Below are 18,844 nucleotides of genomic sequence, written 5' to 3'. Positions count from 1 at the left end.
TCATCGGTATTTGGCCGAGCTCAGCCGACCGTCCAGGTCTCCTTGCCCGAGAGCAGCCGCTGCAGCGAATCCGGTTGCGGCGCTGTGCGTTCGCGCGCGATCTGCGCCTGAGCACGAACCCCGTCGTCGTAGGTGGGCCGCGTGACGCTGCGGAAGATGCCGACCGGCACGTGTGACAGGTCCTGGGCCGAGAGCCGCGAGAGCGCATAGGCGTACTCGAGATTGTCGGAGTAGGCGTCGTGCACGACGATCTCCGATTCCGCGACCGAGCTCGCCGCCGCCACCTCGAGGCCGAAACCGCTTCGCACGACGGCCCATTCGCCCTCGGCCCCGAAGCGGATCGGCTCGCCGTGGCGCAGCCGGATCAGGTGCGATTCGGCGTTGTCGCGGCGCAGCACATCGAACGAGCCGTCGTTGAAGATCGGGCAGTCCTGCAGGATCTCCACGAACGACGTGCCGCGATGCTCGGCCGCCGCGCGCAGCACCTCGCTCAGCCCGGCCCGGTCCGAATCCAGCGCCCGCGCCGCGAAGGAGGCCTCCGCGCCCAGGGCGACCGACAGAGTGTTGAACGGGTGGTCCACCGAACCCATCGGCGTCGACTTGGTGACCTTGCCGGACTCCGACGTCGGCGAGTACTGCCCCTTGGTCAGGCCGTAGATCCGGTTGTTGAACAGCAGGATCGTCATGTTCACGTTGCGGCGCAGGGCGTGGATGAGATGGTTGCCGCCGATGGACAGCGCATCGCCGTCGCCGGTCACCACCCACACCGACAGATCGGGCCGCGTGACGGCCAGGCCCGTCGCGATCGCGGGCGCGCGGCCGTGGATGGAGTGGATCCCGTAGGCGTCCAGGTAGTACGGGAACCGGCTCGAGCAGCCGATGCCCGAGACGAACATCAGATTCTCCCGGCGCAGCCCCAGCTCGGCCAGGAAGCCGCGCATGGTCGCCAGGATGACGTAGTCACCGCAGCCGGGGCACCAGCGCACCTCCTGATCGGAGGTGTAGTCCTTCGCCTTCTGCGGCCCGTCCGCGCCCGGCACTCCGGACAGCCCGGTCAGGCCGAGATCCGTGCCGACGAGCGAGGTCTCGACGATCGTCATCAGTTACCCCCTGCGGTGCGGTAGGTGGCCCGCGCGCGGGCGGCGAAGGCCTTGGCGTTTTCCAGTTCCGTCAGGGAGCCGTCCAGCGCCGCGTCGATCACTCCGACGAGTTCCTGGGCCGAGAACGCGGTGCCGGCGATCTTCGTCCACGGCCGCACGTCCACCAGGTAGCGGGCGCGCAGCAGCGTCGCCAACTGGCCGCCGTTCATCTCGGGCGCGACGACGGTGCGGTACCGGCGCAGCACCTCACCGGTGTTGGCGGGCAACGGATTCAGGTTCCGCAGATGCGCCTGTGCGACGGGCACCCCGCGACGCCGGGCGCGCCGGCACGCCTCGCCGATCGGCCCGTAGGAGCTGCCCCAGCCGATGATCAGCAGCTCGGCCCGGGGGTCGCCCCCGTCGTCGACCTCGAGATCGGGCACCGCGATGCCGTCGATCTTGGCCTGCCGCAGCCGGACCATGAGCTCGTGATTGGCCGGATCGTAGGAGATGTTGCCGGTGCCGTCGGCCTTTTCGAGGCCGCCGATGCGGTGCGTGCGCCCGCGCGTGCCGGGCCGCGCGAGGGGGCGGGCCAGCGTCTCGAGGTCGCGCGCGTACGGCTGGAAGGGCTCGGCCGAATCATCGTGCGGCGCATCGGGTTCGAATCCGGGATCGATCGGCTCGAGGTCGGCGACCTGCGGAATCGCCCACGGCTCCGACCCGTTGGCGATCGAGCCGTCCGAAAGCAGCAGCACCGGTGTGCGGTAGGTGAGTGCGATCCGCGCGGCCTCCACCGCGGCGGCGAAGCAATCGGCCGGAGAGCGCGGGGCGATCACCGGGACCGGCGATTCCCCGTTGCGGCCGTAGAGCGCCTGCAGCAGATCGGCCTGCTCGGTCTTGGTGGGCAGGCCGGTCGACGGGCCGCCGCGCTGCACATCCACGACGAGCAGGGGCAGCTCGGTCATCACGGCCAGGCCGATGGTCTCGCTCTTGAGCGCCAGCCCCGGCCCCGAGGTGCTGGTGACCCCGAGCGCGCCGCCGATCGAGGCGCCCAGTGCCGCACCGATTCCCGCGATCTCGTCCTCGGCCTGGAAGGTGGTGACGCCGAAGTTCTTGTGCTTGCTCAGCTCGTGCAGGATGTCCGAGGCCGGGGTAATCGGGTAGGTGCCCAGGAAGACCTGCAGGCCCGCCAGCTGTCCGGCCGTGACGATGCCGTAGGCCAGCGCGGTGTTGCCGGTGATCTGGCGGTAGGTACCCGCGGGCAGCGTGGCCGGGTCGACCTCGTAGGTGGACGCGAATGCCTCGGTGGTCTCGCCGAAGTTCCAGCCCGCGCGGAGCGCCAGGATGTTGGCCTCGGCAATGTCGGGTTTCGCGGCGAACTTCTCCCGCATGAACTGCTCGGTGCCGCCGATCGGACGGCCGTACATCCAGGACAGCAGGCCCAGGGCGAACATGTTCTTGGCGCGCTGGCCGTCCTTCTTGCCCACCCCGGTCGGCTCGGTGGCCGCGAGCGTCAGCGAGGTCATCGGCACCCGATGCACGACGAAATCGGACAGCGTGTCGTCGGCGAGCGGATCGTCGGCGTAGCCGACCTTGGTGAAGTTACGCCTGGTGAATTCGTCGGTGTTGACGATGACGGTCGCCCCGCGCGGCAGCTCCTCCAGATTCGCCTTCAGTGCCGCGGGATTCATCGCCACCAGCACATCGGGCTGGTCGCCCGCGGTGAGGATGTCGTAGTCGGCGATCTGGATCTGGAACGAGGAGACGCCAGGCAGGGTGCCCTGGGGGGCACGGATCTCGGCGGGGAAGTTCGGCTGTGTCGCTAGATCGTTCCCGAATGCGGCGGCCTCGTGGGTGAATCGGTCACCCGTCAGCTGCATGCCGTCGCCCGAGTCGCCCGCGAACCGGATGACGACCTTCTCGAGCTTGGATACGGACCCCCGCCCCAGCGCCCCGGCCTTTTTTGCGGGGCCGCCGTCTCGGCGAGCGCCGGCATCGTCCGGGGAGAGCGCTTCATCGGAAACCATGCGCCTGCATCACTTCCTCGTCGGTATGGGTTACCACACGCCAAGTTACTCCGCCGCATCGGGGCACACCCGAGTGATAAGCGGTCCAACATGATTCGCGCCGCGCCGATTCCCGGACCCGGGTGGCGGGCCGCGCTAGGAGAACAACGTCAACTGCGAGGCGGACTGCCGCGGCGGCGCGGGCGGTACCCGCACCTGTGACGGCATGTCCCGGGTCAGGCCGTGCTTGGACAGCAACGGCTCGACCCGTTCGCGCAGCCACGCGGAGTACTCCGGTGTGACGTACGCCCCACGACCGTACAACTGCCTATAACGGCGCAGCAGTGCCGGGTGGCGCTCGGCCAGCCACTGCAGGTACCAGCCGCGGGTGCTGCCGCGCAGATGCATCGCGAACGCGACGGCGCTCACAGCGCCCGCCCCGGCAATCGCACCGAACAGCGCATCGAGATGGTCGGCGCCGTCGGTGAGGTACGGAATCACCGGGGCCACCATGACGTGGACCGCAAATCCGGCATCGGCCAGCGCGCGCACGAGCTCGAGGCGGGCCCGGGGGGACGGCGTGCCCGGCTCGAGCGAGTGGTGCAGCTCGGGATCACCGATGGCGATCGAGACGGCCAGGCTGACGGGCACCTCCCGGGCCGCGAGGGTCAGCAGTGGCAGATCCCGGCGCAGCAGGGTGCCCTTGGTGAGGATGGAGAACGGGGTGCCCGAATCGGTGAGCGCGCGAATGATCCCCGGCATCAGCCGGTACCGCCCCTCCGCGCGCTGATACGGATCGGTATTGGTGCCCAGCGCGACCGGCTCGCGCCGCCACGACCGCCGGTGCACCTCGCGGCGCAGCACCGCGGCGACATTCGTCTTGACCACGATCTGGGTGTCGAAATCGCGGCCCGCGTCCAGATCCAGATACTCGTGCGTGCCGCGGGCGAAGCAGTACCGGCAGGCATGCGAGCAGCCGCGCATGGGGTTGATCGTCCAGGAGAAGGGCAACCCCGAACCCTCGGGCATGCGATTGAGGGCACTCTTGCAGAGCACCTCGTGAAAGGTCACACCGTCGAACTCGGGGGTCTGCACGCTCCGGACCAGACCGGCACGCTCCAGCCCCGGAAGGGCGCCGTCATCGGCATCCAGGGTCTGGCTCTGCCACCGCACCCTTCCAGTCGAACATCTGTTCTAATATCTGTCAAGCAACGCCGCACCCGTCAGGCGACGCCGCTGCCCGCCTTCGGCGCCAGCGGCTCGCCGTTGTAGAAGGCGACCAGATCGCGGACCGTATCGGCGGTCGGGCGCGGCTGGTAGCCGAGCTCGCTCGTGGCCTTGGCCGAGTCGACGACCGGGGCCGAGATGAGCGCACCCATCGCCGCCTTGGAGATGCGGTCGCTGCCGAACAGCTTGCCGATCGGCTCGAGTACCGGCAGGGCCGCGGTGATCACCTTGACGGGAATCGCGAACCGCGGGCCGCGCTTGCCGTTGACCGCCGCGGCGAGCTGGGACACCTCGAACAGCGAGCACATGCCGCCCGCGAGCAGGTAGTTCTCCCCGGTGCGGCCCTTCTCACCCGCCAGGATCAGGCCCGCGGCCACGTCGCGCACGTCCACGAGATCGAATCCGCCGGAGATCATGACCGGCACCCGCCCGCGCGCGCAGTCCCACAGGGTGGTGTTGATCCGCGAGTTGGAGTGGTCGACCGGTCCGTACACCCCGGTCGGGTTGCAGATCACCGCGTCCAGCCCCTTGTCGATGACCTTGCGCAGCTCGACCTCGCCCTGGAATTTGGACCGGTCGTAGACGGGCAGGTGAGGCTCGGTCGAGCGGGGCGCCTTCTCATCGATCCGGCCGCCGCAGCTGTACTGGTTGAACGCGTGAATGGAACTGGTGTGCACCATGCGCCGCACGCCGACCTCGAGGGCGGCCTCCGCGACGATCCGCACCCCCTCGGTGTTGATCCGCCACGCCAGGTCGTGGTGGTGCGCCAGCGTGATCATGGCCACCAGGTGGTAGACCACCTCGGCGCCCTCGAGCGCAGAGCGCATCGACGCCGGGTCCAGCACGTCGCCGTTGACCCAGGTCACCTGCGGATGCGGAGCACCGTCGGGCTGAACGCGGTCGATGGCGGTCACCTCGTGACCTTGCTCCACCAACTGGTGGAGCAGATTCGTGCCAAGGAAGCCGGCTGCGCCGGTGACTGCGACCTTCATGAGAACGAGAATATAGAACGCGTTTCAAATTGCAACAAGTTCTAGTTTGTTTTCATTCCGGGCGCGCGGCCGAAACCCGCAGGGGCACGGGCCGGCTCATCGACTCGAAACCTGTCGTGCGGTTCGGCTATATTGAGGCTCGAGTACGATCCGCTGGTCGGGCGGGCGCGGGTACCGATTGCCGAATCCCCGGTTCCGACCGGTCTACGAAGACTACGGCGATGATGATTGGGGGGCAGCACGATGACTAATCCGTTCTCGGTCGAAACCGACCCACTCCGGGTGTTCGCGGCGACGCACGAAGGTATCGCGACTCAGATCGCGGGGGCGGGGAATATGGATACCGCCAGCCACGTTGCGGCCATGACGCCCGTGTTCGGCGTCATCGGCGCCGACTACCTGGCCATGTTCGCCGCCGCACAGGTGCTGCACTGCAAGGACATCAACGACCTCTCACAGAAGGTCAACGACATCAGCGGCGCGGCCTTCAACACCGCGGCAACCTTCGACAGCGGCGATTCGGAGTTCTCCACCGCCCTGAAGACCGTGACCAACGCGATCGGAGGCTGATCGGTGCAGGCACTCGACACCGGCGCCGGCGGGGTCATCGGCGCGCACACCGACCCGGTCGCCGCCGCGGCCTCGGCGGTCTCCCAGGCGGCGCAGAACATCGCGCAGACCGTGCAGAACGGCCCGTTCGCACACGTCTCACTGCCGCAGCTCCCGGCCGACATGCCGGAGGTCCACGCGCCCGAATTCACGCTGTCCCGCAAGGAATTCGACGACGATCACGGCTCCGCCCTCGGCAGCGCACACCTGCCGGGCCTGGGCGGCTCGGACACCTCGACCCATGCCGCGTCGTTCGACGGCGCCTCGGTGTTGGGCCAGGCCAACGACGCGCTCGACCACGCACAGAGCACCTTCGGCGCCATCCCGGGCGCGCAGAACGTCTTCGACACCGCCCACACCGCGCTGAACAGCGCCTCCCCCACACTGATCGGCGCCGCCTCCTCGATCCAGCAGGCGGCCGCGCCGATCAGCTCGGCGCTCCACTCCAGCGATCCGATCGCCACGCTCATGCAGCACGGCATCTCGCTGCCGGCGATCCCGGGGATCGAGCAGCTGTTCCAGCCCATCACCAGCCTGCTGCAGAGCTTCGGCACGGGCGTCATGGGCGCCCTCAATCCGACCCAGATCCTCAGCGAGTCGTCCCAGGTCATCCAGGCCGCCATGCAGGTGGGCGAGGGTGCGATGAAGACGGTGAGCCAGGTCTGGCAGGGCAAGTCGTCCGACAGCGCCCAGACGGCGTCGGACAAGGCGCAGTCCAAGGGGCAGGACACCAGCCAGCGCGGCCTCGACATCTCCAAGCTCACCACCGAGGCCGCGGCCGTCGTACAGAAGGGCAATGTGCAGCTCACCACCGTCGCGCAGTCCTTCGCCGCGCAGGCATCCGCGCTCGCGCCGACGTGGCCGACGCCGCCCGGCCAGGCCGCGCTGCTGGCCACTGCCACCGAGCATCTCGGCACCGCGGTCGGCATCGTCAACGCCACCCGCGGTGAACTGTCCGGATACACCGGCCAGCTCACCGGCGTGGTGAATCAGCTGCTCGGCCAGAGCGGAATCGGCCAGCAGGCCGCCCAGGTGGCACAGTCGGCGGCGCAGAACATCGCGCAGCCGGTCATGGAGCAGGCCCAGAATCTGCTGTCCGGCAACAGCGACAGCAACTCCAGCGACAAGTCCAGCTCGGACCTCGCCACGAGCACCACCTCGGCCGGATACAACGGCATGAACGGCGGCTCCACCAGTCTCGGCGGCAGCGGCGGTACCGGCGGCAGCCTGAGCTCCGATTCGCTCGGTGGCGGCACCAACTCGGGCGGCGGCACCGGCACCTCGGTGCCGGGGACCACGGGCACCAACGCCGCCGCGGCGGCGGCCGCGAGCCTCGGCTCGGCCACCAGGACGGCGGGCGTGAGCAGCCCCGGCTTCATGGGCGGCGCCGGTGCGGCCAACGCGCGCAACACCTCCGACGAGGAGCACGAGCGCACGGTCCAGCCGTACCAGAGCATCACCGGCGACACCGAACTCGCCGGCGTGCTGGGTGAGATCGCCCCCGACGTCATCGGCCAGGTCCACTCCGACGAGGAGATCAACGGCTACTCCTCGGACATGAACCTGTAGCGGCACAATCCTTTCCGCGACGGCCCGGACCGAATCGGTCCGGGCCGTCGCGCCGTCCGGGTCGGACACAGTCGCGCGCAAGGCGTTCCGCGACGTCGATCGTCCGGACCGGACACTTCCACTACCGCACAACGCATTCCGGCGCATCGCCCCGCATCCGCCGGAATCGAGCGCCTCCGCCGGGCGTGGCCCCGCATCCGATCGCGACCGTGCGGCGAGATCCGCTGCGTCCCATTCACCGGTCCCCGGACAGCCGATCCCCTCGACGGCGGGCACGATCGGTTCGTATTCCGATGCCGATCCGACCTGATGCCCGGATGATCGAATCGCCTGACATGGGCGGACCGGCCGGGCTACGATCGCGACAAAAATAGAATCTGTTCTAATTTCAGCCGGTCGAGCGGCGGGACCCGTGCCCGCGACGTCCGGCTCCGGGCAAGGGCTCGAGGCCCGCCGACACGAGAGGATGCCCCCCGATGCGCTTCACCTACGCGGAGGCGATGACGGATCCGTCGTACTACGTTCCGCTGGCACAGGCCGCGGAGGCCGCCGGATTCCACAGCATGTCGATCGCCGACAGCATCGCCTATCCGGAGGAGTCCGATTCGAAGTACCCCTACACGCCCGACGGTTCGCGCGAATTCCTGGACGGTAAACCGTTCATCGAGGCGTTCGTGCTGTCCGCGGCGCTGGCGGCGGTCACGACGACGCTGCGGTTCACCCCGTTCGTGATCAAGCTGCCCATCCGCCCGCCGGTGCTGGTCGCCAAGCAGGCCACCTCGATCGCCGCGTTCAGCGGCAACCGCTTCGCGCTCGGTGTCGGCGTGAGCCCGTGGCCGGAGGACTTCCAGATCATGGACGTGCCGTTCGAGCGGCGCGGGCGGCGGATGGACGAGTGCATCGACATCGTGCGCGGCCTGTGCTCCGGCGACTACTTCGAGTACCACGGCGAGTTCTACGACATCCCGAGCATCAAGCTGACCCCCGCCCCGACCGAGCCGATCCCGATCCTGGTCGGCGGCCACAGCGATGCCGCGCTGCGCCGAGCGGTCCGATGCGACGGCTGGATGCACGCCGGCGGCGCGCCCGAGGACCTCGAGCGCATGCTGACCCGCCTGGACGAATTGCGCGCCGAGCGCGACGATTCCCGCCCCTTCGAGGTCCACGTCGCCTCTCTGGACGCCTACACCCCCGACGGCATCAAGCGGCTCGAGGATCGCGGCGTCACCGACGTCATCGTCGGCTTCCGCTACCACTACGCGCCGGGCCCCGACACCGAACCCCTGAAGAACAAGCTCACCGCCATCGAGCGCTACGCAGACTCGGTGATCTCGAAGGTCGGATAGCGAGCCCGGCCGGACCTCGCCCCCTCGGCCCGCGCACCTGTATCGGGTCACCCCGACCACACCCACTCGGGCAGGCCGAGCTCAACCTCCGCCGCCTGGCATCGGCGCGAAGCCATCTCCGGGGTCGGCACGATGGCTCGCGGCGGGGCGCGCTGCGCACCGCTCGGCGAGCCGCCGGATCAGCCCGGCACGGAGGGCACTCCGGGCGGCTCACCCGCGCCACGATTTCGCGACAGCTCAGCCCAGGGCCGCGATGTCCGCGTCGGACAGGGCGACAGGCTGCACAAAGTCCTTGGCGCGCACCAGTTTTACAGCGCGGTAGAGCGGTCGCTCCTCGAGGCCCGCGTCGCGGGCCTCGGCGCGCAACTGGCCGACCAGCATGCTCGAGACCGCGAGCGCGGCGGCGAGCGGGCAGGCGGCCAGGGCGTCGGCGAGCTTGCGCAGGCCCAGGATGTGGAGCTCGCGGCCGCTGCCCGCATCGGTGTACATCGCCAGCGGGACCACCTGGCGGCCGCCTCCGGCCGTCACGCGCAGCACGATGCGGCTCAGGCGCCCCGGGAAGACGAGAATCTCCACGCCGGTCGCGCCGGCGGCGTCCACCCGCCGCCGCCCGAACAGGGTGCGGGCCTCGATGACGGTGCCCACCATCCAGATTCGCCGCCGGCGCGTCGAGACCGCGTACAGCGCGGGCGGCGTCACCAGCACCGCCCCGGCCAGAACCGCGATCGGCCAGCGGACCACCAGCGCCAGCAGCACCGCGACGACGACGCCGACGCCGCACGCGATCAGGGTGAGCCGGCGCAGCATCGGCGCGTACACCTCGGGGGCGATCAGGTCCAGGCCGATCGGTTGCGGCCGTTCGGAATTCGGTTGCTCAGTCACGCGTCCACATTCGTCCGGATGATCGGGCACGTCCGCCCCGAACCGAATCGTACGGCGCGACACGATATTCGGGGCGGCCCTCCCTGTACTGCACGGCGCGGCCGCTATCGGCCCTGGGTGAGGGCCGCGGCGACCTCGGCGGCCACCGCGTCGATCGGGATCTGCCGCTGCTCGCCCGAGGCCAGATCCTTGAGCCCGATCTCCCCGGCCGACAGGTCCCGATCCCCCAGCACCAGTGCGTATTTCGCGCCGGAGCGATCGGCGGCCTTCATCGCACCCTTGACCCCGCGCCCGCCGTAGGCGATGTCGACGCGAATGCCCGCGGCCCGCAGCTTGGCGGCCAGGACGACCAGGCGCTGGGTGGCGGCGTCGCCCAGCGGTACCCCGAACACGTCCACGCGCGCCGGCTCCGCGGCGGTCTTGCCCTCGGCCTGCAGGGCCAGGACCGTCCGGTCCACACCGAGACCGAAGCCGATGCCCGAGAGCGGCTGCCCGCCGAGCTCCGCCATCAGCCCGTCGTAGCGTCCGCCGCCGCCGATGCCGGACTGCGCGCCCAGACCGTCGTGCACGAATTCGAACGTCGTCTTGGTGTAGTAGTCCAGGCCACGCACCATCCGCGGGTTGATCGTGTACGGCACGCCGAGCGCATCCAGGTACCCGAGGACCTGATCGAAGTGCACCTTGGCCGAATCGGACAGGTGGTCGAGCATCAGCGGGGCGGCCGCGGTCAGCTCGCGCACCTCCGGGCGCTTGTCGTCGAGCACCCGCAGCGGGTTCAGCTCGGCGCGGCGACGGGTCTCCTCGTCCAAGGGGAGCCCGAACAGGAACTCCTGCAACAGTTCCCGATACTGCGGGCGGCAGGTGTCATCGCCCAGCGAGGTGATCTCGAGCCGGAATCCGTCCAGGCCCAGCGACCGGAACCCGGCGTCCGCGACCGCGATCACCTCCGCGTCCAGGGCCGGATCGTCCACACCGATCGCCTCGACGCCGACCTGCTGCAGCTGGCGGTAGCGCCCGGCCTGCGGACGCTCGTAGCGGAAGAACGGACCCGCGTAGCACAGTTTGACCGGCAGCTGGCCGCGATCGAGGCCGTTCTCGATCACCGCGCGCATCACGCCCGCGGTGCCCTCGGGCCGCAGCGTGACGCTGCGATCGCCGCGATCGGTGAAGGTGTACATCTCCTTGCTGACCACGTCGGTCGACTCGCCGACGCCGCGCGCGAACAGCGCGGTGTCCTCGAAGACCGGCAGCTCGATATGCCCGTACCCGGCCAATCGCGCCGACCGCAGGAGCGCGTCGCGCACGGCGACGAATTCGGCGGAACCGGGCGGGACGTAGTCCGGGATCCCCTTCGGGGCATTGAAGGTGCTGGTCTTGGTCACGATCGTTCAGTCTCCCCTACCACGCCGCGGCAAGTCCAACCAGATACCGCGACCGGTCCAACCGATCTTGGTCACGTGTCGCATCCGAGCTCGACCGCGTGCGATGCCTCGGGCCGCAACCACCGCCGTGCCCGGCGGCGAAGCGTCTGCGTCCGGCCGGGACTCGCCCGCGAAGCGCTGGGCTCAGCCGATAGACCTGCAGGTTTTCATTCTCAGGGCGCCGAAAAACAGACCGGAGCGGAGCGGGGGCCAATGGACACAGCTTTTAATGGCAGACTCTTGCCCTGAAACCGCAGACCTTATACGGGAGGAACCGGTAGTGCCGAGCAACGAACAGCGAAGGGCAGCGGCGAAACGCAAGCTGGAGCGACAGATCGCACGGCGGGCCGAGCGGGCCCGGCGGCGCAAGCAGCTCACCATCGCGGGGTCCGTGCTCGGCGTGGTCGTCGTGGTAGCGGCCGGTTTCGGGATCTACTACCTGACCCACAGCGACGACAACAGCAAGAATTCGGCCTCGGCCAGCAGCACGACCACCGACGCCTCGCTGTCGAACACTCCCCAGGCCGCGCCCCCGCCGAAGCCGAATCCCCGCGCGGCGACGGTGAGCTGCAACTATCGCGACGGCGGCGAGGTGTCCAAGAAGGTGGACAAGCCGCAGACCGCGGGCGTCTCCACGGCCGGCAGCCCCACGGTCAGCATCGACTCCACGCAGGGCCCGATCGGGATCACCCTGAACCCGGCCGCGGCGCCCTGCACGGTGAACAGCTTCGTCAGCCTGGTGAAGCAGCACTACTTCGACAACGCCCCGTGCCACCGCCTCAGCACCGAGGGCCTGAAGATGCTGCAGTGCGGCGACCCGACCGGCACGGGCAAGGGCGGTCCGGGGTACGAGTTCGACAACGAGTACCCGACGGACCAGTACGGCAAGGACGATCCTGCCGCCCAGAACCCGGTCCTGTACAAGCGTGGCGTGGTCGCGATGGCCAATGCGGGCACCGACCCGTCCGGCGCCGGCACCAACGGCAGCCAGTTCTTCCTCATCGACGGCGACTCCCCGCTGCCGCCGCAGTACACCATCTTCGGCACGGTCGACGCCGCAGGCTTGAAGACCCTGGACAAGATCGCCGCGGGCGGTGACGACCACTCGATGGACAACTCCGCGGGCGGCGGAAAGCCGAACCTGTCGGTCACCTTCAAGTCCGCCACGGTGAGCTGAGGTCCGAGCCGGAGCGGAGATCGCGGGTTTCGCTCCGGCCCCAAGGCCTTTCACACGTGTCGCTCGAGCATAAAGATCCGGTTTCGGGCATCCTCCTTGTGAAAGACGTCCGAAGGTTCGGTGTATGCGCCGGAAATGTGCGTTATATGCTCTTCATGTACCCAGGGGGTAAGGCAACCCTGTATTTTCACTGGTAACCTCGTAATACGGAGCACGACGTGGCGCTGTCCCCGCCCTACCCGGCGGTACTGTTCACGCAGTGCTCCCGGTGTCCAGAATGCAGGCGGGGCGCCGCCGCTCGAACTACCGTTCCAGTGGCGATGTCCGTGACGATGCACCACAATCATCCATAGTGATCTCACTGCAGCATCGGGGAGCAGGCCATGGCCGAGGAACTCGACGACATCGGTCGCGAAACAGCGGCGATTATGAGGCAAATGTTGCAGCTTGCGACTCTCGTCGCGCTGCGCACCCGGGAACGAGGGCAGAAGGAGGCCGAGGCTCGCGTCAAGGTCACCGAGGCACGCGTCAAGGAGGGCCGCGAACTTCAGCTTCGTGAGGCCCGCGAGGCCAAGGCCAAAGACCCGCGCAACCTCGAGCTGTCGCGCATGCTGGAGAAGCCGCCCCTGGAAAAGGGCATCTCCCTGGAGAAGGACCGCTTCGCCGAGCACGCCAGCGAGGCACGCAGCGCCGCACAGGCACAGGCCGCGTCCCGCTCGCCCCTGCGGTACGACTCCAGCGAACGACGCAGCGCCCTGGCACAGCATCTCGAACGCATCGGCGTCGCACCCGAACTCGCCGCGGTGCGGATGCTCATGGAGGTCGGTCAGGCACAGCCCGCGTCCGAGGCGGTACGCACCGTTCCCGAGGACAACAAGCGGCTCAATCAGGCTCGCGAGATCGAGGGCCGAGGGCTCGCGCGCACGCGCACCTAGGTCCCGGCTCGCACGACCGAGGCCATGTACAGACACACGCTCTATTCGTCGTGGCCCCTGGTGGGGTCGCCTGCACGATCTCACCGCGGCGCGAATCGCCCTGTGCTCCAGGCTGTTTCCATGGCCAACCACCCGTTACGCGCGGCCGTCCGCGACGACGCGGCGTAACGCTCGATCGGATCGCCCGCAGCCGTACATCAACGTCATGCCGCCGTCGGCAGATTCCAGGCTCGAACGCCGTGACGCACCGGCCGAAGAGCCCACGCCGCAGCGATTTCCAACGGCTCAGTTACATCCGGTCATTCCCCGCGCGGCACACCGACATTCGCGTGCTCTCCCGCCCATTGCCGGCGCCGGGATACCCCAGCGGACCGCGCGGGACTGCACCGCTAATCGAAACCCTTCCCCCGCAACGCAATCGGTTCAGATCTTGTATTCGTCGTCGGCAGCCTCCGGATTGCTGAACATCCCCGGCTCGGACTGGGCGATCGGGAGCGGGCTGAGCAGATCCTTGTGGCCGTGCCGCGCACTGCAATAGCGGAACGGCCCCGTCGGCGCGAACAGCTGCTTCATCTGCGGGTCGGCGTCGTCGAGGAACCACTCGCTCAGGCCCGTCGCGCCCTCCAGCCGAAAGTGCTCCCAGGACCGCCACAGCGCATCCAGGCGCGCGACCGCCTCGGGATGCTGCCACCACTCCGGGCACCACACCGTCTCGGTGGTGTCGGTAACCTGCCGCTGATAGGTCATGCTCAGGTAGTTCTCGACGAACTCGACCACCGAGTGGTAGACCGTATCGCTCGTCTCGGCGAACATGCCCGACGGCGGCGTGCGAAGCGGTAACGGCGCCAGCAGCTTTCGATGCCCGTGCCGCGCGCTGCAATATTTGAACGGTCCGGCCGGGTCCAGGAGTTTGGCCATGTGTGGATCAGCATGATCCACGAACCAGATGCTCAGGCCCGTACGCGGATTGCGACGGAAGTGCTCCCACGCCCGCCACAGCGCGTCGAGGCGGATCACCGCCTCGGTGTGCTCCCACCATTCCGGGCACCACACGGCGTCGGTGGTGTCGGTGACCTGGCGCTGGTACACGTAGCGCAAGTAGTTGTCGACGAACGCCGCGACGTTTTTGTAATGAGTGGGTGGCGACTCCTTCGGCGCACTCACAGGGGCTGGACCTCCTCCGGCTGGCCGTACTGCCGCGTCTGATCGACGGCGGTGAGCGCGCGCTCCTCCACCAGGTCGCTCATCTGGGTCCGCCCGCGACCGCCGGGCTCGTAGCGCTTGATCGACTCACGCACCGCGTCAGCGTACTCGCCCTCCCACCACGGCACGGTCCGCACCAGCACGGCCGGGGCGCCCGAGGTGAAGACGACCACGCGCCCGCGGGGCATCGTGATCAGAGCGTTCACGTTCAAGGTGCGGGACGAGCCCAATGACCGCGAATAGCTCTTGCCGCCCTTGGATTCGGAGACCGACCCCGAGATGGAGTCGTAGTCGCCGATCGCCTCGGACCGTTCGGTCAGGAATTTGATGTCGTCGATACCGCTGCCGATGACCTTGATATTGGCGGCCGACCACAGCGCCTCCATCCCGTCCTCGCCCCAGCAGCGCGCGCCCTGGGCCCAGGACTGCAGCACCGTCATCACCACGATGCCGCGGGAGCCGAAGTGGCTGTACTGCTTCGGCAGATCCTTCCACCGCACCACGTTCGCGGCCTCGTCCAGGACCGCGAGGAGCGGAACACGCAGGCGGCCGTGCGCCATGCCGGTGGCCGAGCGCATCGCCACATCGATCACCGCCGCGGTCAACGCACTGACCAGCGGTGCGGCCGACCCGCGGCCCTCCAGGGAGAGGCTGTACAGGGTGCCGTTGCGCTCGAGGAATTCCAGTTCGTCCAGTTCCCTGCGATCGCCGCCCGGAGTGATCCAATCGTGCACGTTGGACATCTTCAGGCAGCCGATCATCTTCTTGGCCGTGCCGAAAATGCCGCTCTTGGTGCGCGGATCGACGTTGTACTGGGAGGCCAAACTCGAGGCGGAACGCCCCAGGTCCGCCACTCCGGCCCAGAACGCGCTGGCCTGTCGCAGGATCTCGATCGGCTCCGCGAGACCGGGGTTGGTGACCCATTCCCACACCTGCATGATGTCGCGCTGCGCGACGGCCGCGGCCAGGAACAGGTTCGCGAGCAGGTCTTCGGCTTCGGCGTCGAAGTACTTGTCGCCCTTGCCGTCCAGCCCGTTGTCGGCGTCGGCGAAATGACCCGCCAGCTGTGCCGCGCGCATCTCGCAACCGCGGCTGCGCGCGTCGACCCAGCGCAACGGATCCCAGTACCAGGTGACCGGGTCGTCGATGTCCAGCGCGACGCCCTGGGGGTCGAAGACGAAGACGTAGCGCGGGTCGCCCTTGCGCTCGCGCACACCGCGCGTCGCATCCACCACGTCACGCTTGTTGGAGGTGGCGATCACCGGGCCGATCGCGGACAGGATCGCCGGGATGACCCGCGAGCTCGACTTGCCCTGGCGCGGACCCCAGATGTCGATGTGCAGATCTTCGTAGGAGCCGTACAGCGGAATGCCCTCGGCCACCGAGAGTCCGATGGGAACACCGGGCGAATCGTTGTATCCCAGGCCCTGATTGCGGCCGATCTCGCCGAACAGCTCCGCGCCGGAACCGGATCCGACGCCGAGCTGCTGGGCCTTGTCCCGCACACCCTTCTCGGTGAGCGCGGCGATGGCACCGCCCTGGCCCATGTACTGGGCCTTGGCGTCGACAGGGAGCCTGCCGCGGCCGGCGCGCTTCTTCAGCTCCGTGCGCACGACCAGATACGCGATGAGCAGCACGATCACCAGAAGCACGATCACCGTGGAGGGGAAGGGCCATTGCAGCTTGCCCTTCGCCAGGCCGATCCCGAGCGCGATCGGATTGATGGGGAGGGTCTGCTTGGCCGAGGACAACAGGTTGCCCACTTGCAGTGCCACCCACAGCGTTCCGAAGACCGCGAAGCCGAGGTAGACCAAAATCAGGGCAACATCGGGACCCGGTACCGCCGGGTCCTTTACCGGTTTCGCCATCTTCGCCTCCTGAGGTGACCGTTGACGTTGGTGCCGCTCAACGGAATCCGTCGAGCCGCCAGCCGCCGGCCGTCCGCACGACGGTCGCGATGACCGTCGCGGGCGGCAGCGCCTCGCGATGACCGTCGGGGTAGACGGCGCTCTGCTCGATTCCAATCTTGTACTGCTGGTGATCCGGATCGCCGGTGTCCGGCGCCTTCTCCCCCGACGCGAAGGCGAAGGCCTCGACCTTCACCCCGGCCTTGGCCCACTCCGCCCACTGCAGCGAGGTTTTCGGCACATCGGCCGCGGTGGTCGGGGTGTCCAGGGTGCGAATGAGGTTGGGGCCCAGCCATTTGCGCGCCCGGGACAATGCCGCGCCCTGCGTCTCCGTCGCCGGATACCAGGTGTAGATCTCCTTCAATGCCGCCACCGCCACGCCGTCGGCAGTGCTCGGATCGGGCGGCGGAGCCGCCTCCAGCTGCCGCACGGTGGAGGTCGGCGACTGGACGGAATCGGACCCCGAGCCGCCGCTGCTGCACGCGGCGGCCGACACCGCAACGCTCACCACCAGCATCACCACCAGACTCGCATCTCGACCGGCCACCACGGCCCTGCCGCCCGGCCACCGAAGACGGTGTGCCAGACCATGTATCCAGGCTATCGGGAGGGACCGACAGTTCGCAGCTATCGGCGGGTCGGTTACCTCGGCGTGTCCGATGGGTCCGTCGTTCACATCATCCTCCGCATCCGGGCATCGCCGGGGATCTGCGCCTGACCGACCCCGGACGGATCGGCGGCCCGCAGCATCCGGCCGCTGCCGAGGTAAATGCCTACCTGCGCCGGGCCGCGCCGGCCGAATTGGGAAAACACCAGATCACCCGGCCGTGCCGAGCGCAACGGGACCTCCGCGCCCATCTCCCACTGCTGTTCGGCCGTGCGCGGCAGGTTCACCTCGCCCGAGGAGGCCGCGAAGACGGCCGCCGAGGTCAGGCCCGGACCGTCCAGCCCGCCGTCGGTGGGCCCGGCCGGGCCGCCGCCACCCCACACGTACGGGGTGCCGACCCACTGCTCCGCGGCCTGCACGACCGCACCGCCGCCCGACTGCGTGCCGGGTTCGAACCGGCCGGTCGATCCCGGCGCCCGGTACCGCGGCTCCATAGAGAGGATATTCGTCACGTACGGCTGGGTCTCGGTGAAGTGCGCGGGCACCTGGTCGGGCATACCGCCCGAGGCCAGCACCGCGCCCTCGCCCGCGTTGTAGGCGGCGAGCGCGAGCGGCACGACGTCGCCGTGCACCTTGCCCTGTCCGATCCAGCCCTCGATTCGGTGCGCCAGCGAGCACATGTAGCGGCCCTGGGCGATGATCGCATCGCCGTCGTCCCACAGGCTGGGCGAGCCCCTGCCGTCCACGTCGAGCAGGAACGGCCTGCCGTCGTCGGGATCGATGGATGCCGCTGTGCCGGGCAGGAATTGGGCCAGGCCCTCGGCGCCCGCGGGCGAGGTCAGCCCGCGCTGGAAGCCCGATTCCTGCCGCCCCTGGGCGGCCAGCAGCGACGGGGTGATCTCCGGGCAGATCGAACCCGCACGGCGATACCAGATTTCCAGGTCCGCGGGCACCGTGCCATCGGCGAGAGCGCCGCCCGCGGTGCCGAAACCGCGGCTGCACAACGGATTCACCGAATTCGGCCACGCGCCGCCGCTGGCCTGCGGGGTGGGTGCGCCGTCGAGCCAGGGCAGCGGGTCGATCTGCTTGCCACCGGTCAGCCGCCCGCCCGGCACGATCTCGAAATGCAGGTGCGAGCCCGAGGATTCACCGGCCGAGCCCACCGCGCCGATCTGCTGCCCGGCGCGCACGGTCTGGCCGACGTGCACCCGCACCCCGCTGGTCCATTCGTGCCCGTACACGGCCGAGAACGGACGACCATTGACATCGGTCGAGTCGATGACGATCCAGTTGCCGAATCCCGAAGCCGGACCGGCCGCTACGACGGTGCCGTCGGCGACGGAGTAGATGGGCGTGCCGTCCGGGGCGGCCAGGTCCACGCCCAGATGCGTGCCGCCGCGGGCGCCGAACGGATCCGACACGTAGAACGTGCCCTGCGGCAGCGGCCAGGTCCGGTGGATCGGGGCCGGGACGCCTGCCGCCGCCTGGGGCTGATCGTTTCGCGGATTCACCGCCGCCGCGGGGGAATTCGGCAGCTGCGACGCGACCGGGCCCGCGGCCCGCGGCGTGGTCGGCGCCGGCTGGCCGGGCGTATTCGTCACTGCCGCGGGCGCATTCGCCACGCTGCTACCGGGCGCGGCCGTATCGGGCGCCTGCGCGTCTCCCGACGGCGACCCGCTCGGGGTCGCGGAGCCGCTACTCGACACCGTCGGCTGATCCGCGCAGTCGTCCTCCGACGACGGCAGCACGATCACCATGATCAGCGTGATCAGGGCGATCACGCTCCCGAAGCCCACCCACAGCAGCGATTTCGGATTCACCGCACCCCCGGGCGGTTCCCCCGACCGGATGTGGCCGCCGGTTCGGCGCGGCGCTGGGCACCGA

General features: G+C 69.1%; 15 protein-coding genes. 5 read left to right on the top strand and 10 right to left on the bottom strand.

Annotation, left to right across the window (positions count from 1 at the left end; translation table 11 throughout):
- Positions 1 to 20: 20 nt before the first annotated feature.
- The 4 genes from KO481_RS26725 to KO481_RS26710 form a co-directional block, all read right to left on the bottom strand.
- Positions 21 to 1,100, bottom strand: coding sequence for a 2-oxoacid:ferredoxin oxidoreductase subunit beta (locus KO481_RS26725; RefSeq protein WP_215920908.1), 1,080 nt, complete (start codon positions 1,098 to 1,100; stop codon positions 21 to 23).
- Complete coding sequence (locus tag KO481_RS26720; RefSeq protein WP_372452141.1) at positions 1,100 to 3,106, bottom strand: 2-oxoacid:acceptor oxidoreductase subunit alpha; 2,007 nt, start codon at positions 3,104 to 3,106, stop codon at positions 1,100 to 1,102. The genes KO481_RS26725 and KO481_RS26720 overlap by 1 nt, the downstream gene beginning before the upstream one ends.
- 135 nt (positions 3,107 to 3,241) lie before the next feature.
- Positions 3,242 to 4,258 (bottom strand): Rv2578c family radical SAM protein, encoded by a 1,017-nt coding sequence (locus KO481_RS26715; protein WP_215920906.1) that lies wholly within the window; start codon positions 4,256 to 4,258, stop codon positions 3,242 to 3,244.
- Positions 4,259 to 4,308: 50 nt separating this feature from the next.
- Positions 4,309 to 5,304, bottom strand: coding sequence for an NAD-dependent epimerase/dehydratase family protein (locus tag KO481_RS26710; RefSeq protein WP_215920905.1), 996 nt, complete (start codon positions 5,302 to 5,304; stop codon positions 4,309 to 4,311).
- A gap of 243 nt (positions 5,305 to 5,547) precedes the next feature.
- Between KO481_RS26710 and KO481_RS26705 the strand changes: the two genes are divergently transcribed.
- From KO481_RS26705 to KO481_RS26695, 3 genes are all read left to right on the top strand, one after another.
- The gene (locus KO481_RS26705) at positions 5,548 to 5,874 is read left to right on the top strand and encodes a type VII secretion target (protein WP_215920903.1); all 327 of its coding nucleotides are present in this window, start codon (positions 5,548 to 5,550) and stop codon (positions 5,872 to 5,874) included.
- 3 nt (positions 5,875 to 5,877) lie between these two features.
- The gene (locus KO481_RS26700) at positions 5,878 to 7,482 is read left to right on the top strand and encodes a hypothetical protein (protein WP_215920902.1); all 1,605 of its coding nucleotides are present in this window, start codon (positions 5,878 to 5,880) and stop codon (positions 7,480 to 7,482) included.
- Between the two features lie 476 nt (positions 7,483 to 7,958).
- A complete protein-coding gene (locus KO481_RS26695; protein WP_215920901.1) occupies positions 7,959 to 8,828 on the top strand; it encodes a TIGR03619 family F420-dependent LLM class oxidoreductase in 870 nt (289 codons plus the stop codon).
- A gap of 237 nt (positions 8,829 to 9,065) precedes the next feature.
- Here KO481_RS26695 and KO481_RS26690 read toward each other — a convergent pair whose 3' ends face one another.
- Both KO481_RS26690 and hisS read right to left on the bottom strand, forming a co-directional pair.
- On the bottom strand, positions 9,066 to 9,710 hold the full coding sequence (locus KO481_RS26690; protein WP_215920900.1) for a hypothetical protein: 645 nt from the start codon (positions 9,708 to 9,710) through the stop codon (positions 9,066 to 9,068).
- 104 nt (positions 9,711 to 9,814) lie between these two features.
- Positions 9,815 to 11,092: a histidine--tRNA ligase gene (gene hisS / locus KO481_RS26685; RefSeq protein WP_215920899.1), complete on the bottom strand. Its 1,278-nt coding sequence runs from the start codon at positions 11,090 to 11,092 to the stop codon at positions 9,815 to 9,817.
- Between the two features lie 319 nt (positions 11,093 to 11,411).
- On the opposite strand from hisS, the gene KO481_RS26680 reads away from it, so the two are divergent.
- On the top strand, positions 11,412 to 12,308 hold the full coding sequence (locus KO481_RS26680) for a peptidylprolyl isomerase (protein WP_215920898.1): 897 nt from the start codon (positions 11,412 to 11,414) through the stop codon (positions 12,306 to 12,308).
- 437 nt (positions 12,309 to 12,745) lie between these two features.
- A complete protein-coding gene (locus KO481_RS26675) occupies positions 12,746 to 13,243 on the top strand; it encodes a hypothetical protein (protein ID WP_245401543.1) in 498 nt (165 codons plus the stop codon).
- A gap of 423 nt (positions 13,244 to 13,666) precedes the next feature.
- Here KO481_RS26675 and KO481_RS44435 read toward each other — a convergent pair whose 3' ends face one another.
- The 4 genes from KO481_RS44435 to KO481_RS26650 form a co-directional block, all read right to left on the bottom strand.
- Positions 13,667 to 14,407: a DUF4913 domain-containing protein gene (locus KO481_RS44435; RefSeq protein ID WP_308166796.1), complete on the bottom strand. Its 741-nt coding sequence runs from the start codon at positions 14,405 to 14,407 to the stop codon at positions 13,667 to 13,669.
- The gene (locus KO481_RS26660; protein WP_215920896.1) at positions 14,404 to 16,314 is read right to left on the bottom strand and encodes a type IV secretory system conjugative DNA transfer family protein; all 1,911 of its coding nucleotides are present in this window, start codon (positions 16,312 to 16,314) and stop codon (positions 14,404 to 14,406) included. The genes KO481_RS44435 and KO481_RS26660 overlap by 4 nt, the downstream gene beginning before the upstream one ends.
- Before the next feature lie 37 nt (positions 16,315 to 16,351).
- A complete protein-coding gene (locus tag KO481_RS26655; RefSeq protein ID WP_308166795.1) occupies positions 16,352 to 16,900 on the bottom strand; it encodes a hypothetical protein in 549 nt (182 codons plus the stop codon).
- 125 nt (positions 16,901 to 17,025) lie between these two features.
- Complete coding sequence (locus tag KO481_RS26650; RefSeq protein WP_215920894.1) at positions 17,026 to 18,780, bottom strand: peptidoglycan DD-metalloendopeptidase family protein; 1,755 nt, start codon at positions 18,778 to 18,780, stop codon at positions 17,026 to 17,028.
- Positions 18,781 to 18,844: the final 64 nt, after the last annotated feature.

This window comes from Nocardia albiluteola, from assembly GCF_018860155.1.
GTDB classification, from domain to species: Bacteria; Actinomycetota; Actinomycetes; order Mycobacteriales; family Mycobacteriaceae; genus Nocardia; species Nocardia albiluteola.
This window is presented reverse-complemented; position numbering and strand designations above follow the sequence as displayed.

What these genes read in the sequence shown, in the direction of transcription:
- KO481_RS26695 (WP_215920901.1), top strand. Translation starts at nt 7,959, where the DNA reads ATGCGCTTCACCTACGCGGAGGCGATGACGGATCCGTCGTACTACGTT.
- KO481_RS26660 (WP_215920896.1), bottom strand. Translation starts at nt 16,314, where the DNA reads ATGGCGAAACCGGTAAAGGACCCGGCGGTACCGGGTCCCGATGTTGCC.
- KO481_RS26675 (WP_245401543.1), top strand. Translation starts at nt 12,746, where the DNA reads ATGTTGCAGCTTGCGACTCTCGTCGCGCTGCGCACCCGGGAACGAGGG.
- KO481_RS26710 (WP_215920905.1), bottom strand. Translation starts at nt 5,304, where the DNA reads ATGAAGGTCGCAGTCACCGGCGCAGCCGGCTTCCTTGGCACGAATCTG.
- KO481_RS26705 (WP_215920903.1), top strand. Translation starts at nt 5,548, where the DNA reads ATGACTAATCCGTTCTCGGTCGAAACCGACCCACTCCGGGTGTTCGCG.
- KO481_RS26725 (WP_215920908.1), bottom strand. Translation starts at nt 1,100, where the DNA reads ATGACGATCGTCGAGACCTCGCTCGTCGGCACGGATCTCGGCCTGACC.
- KO481_RS26720 (WP_372452141.1), bottom strand. Translation starts at nt 3,106, where the DNA reads ATGGTTTCCGATGAAGCGCTCTCCCCGGACGATGCCGGCGCTCGCCGA.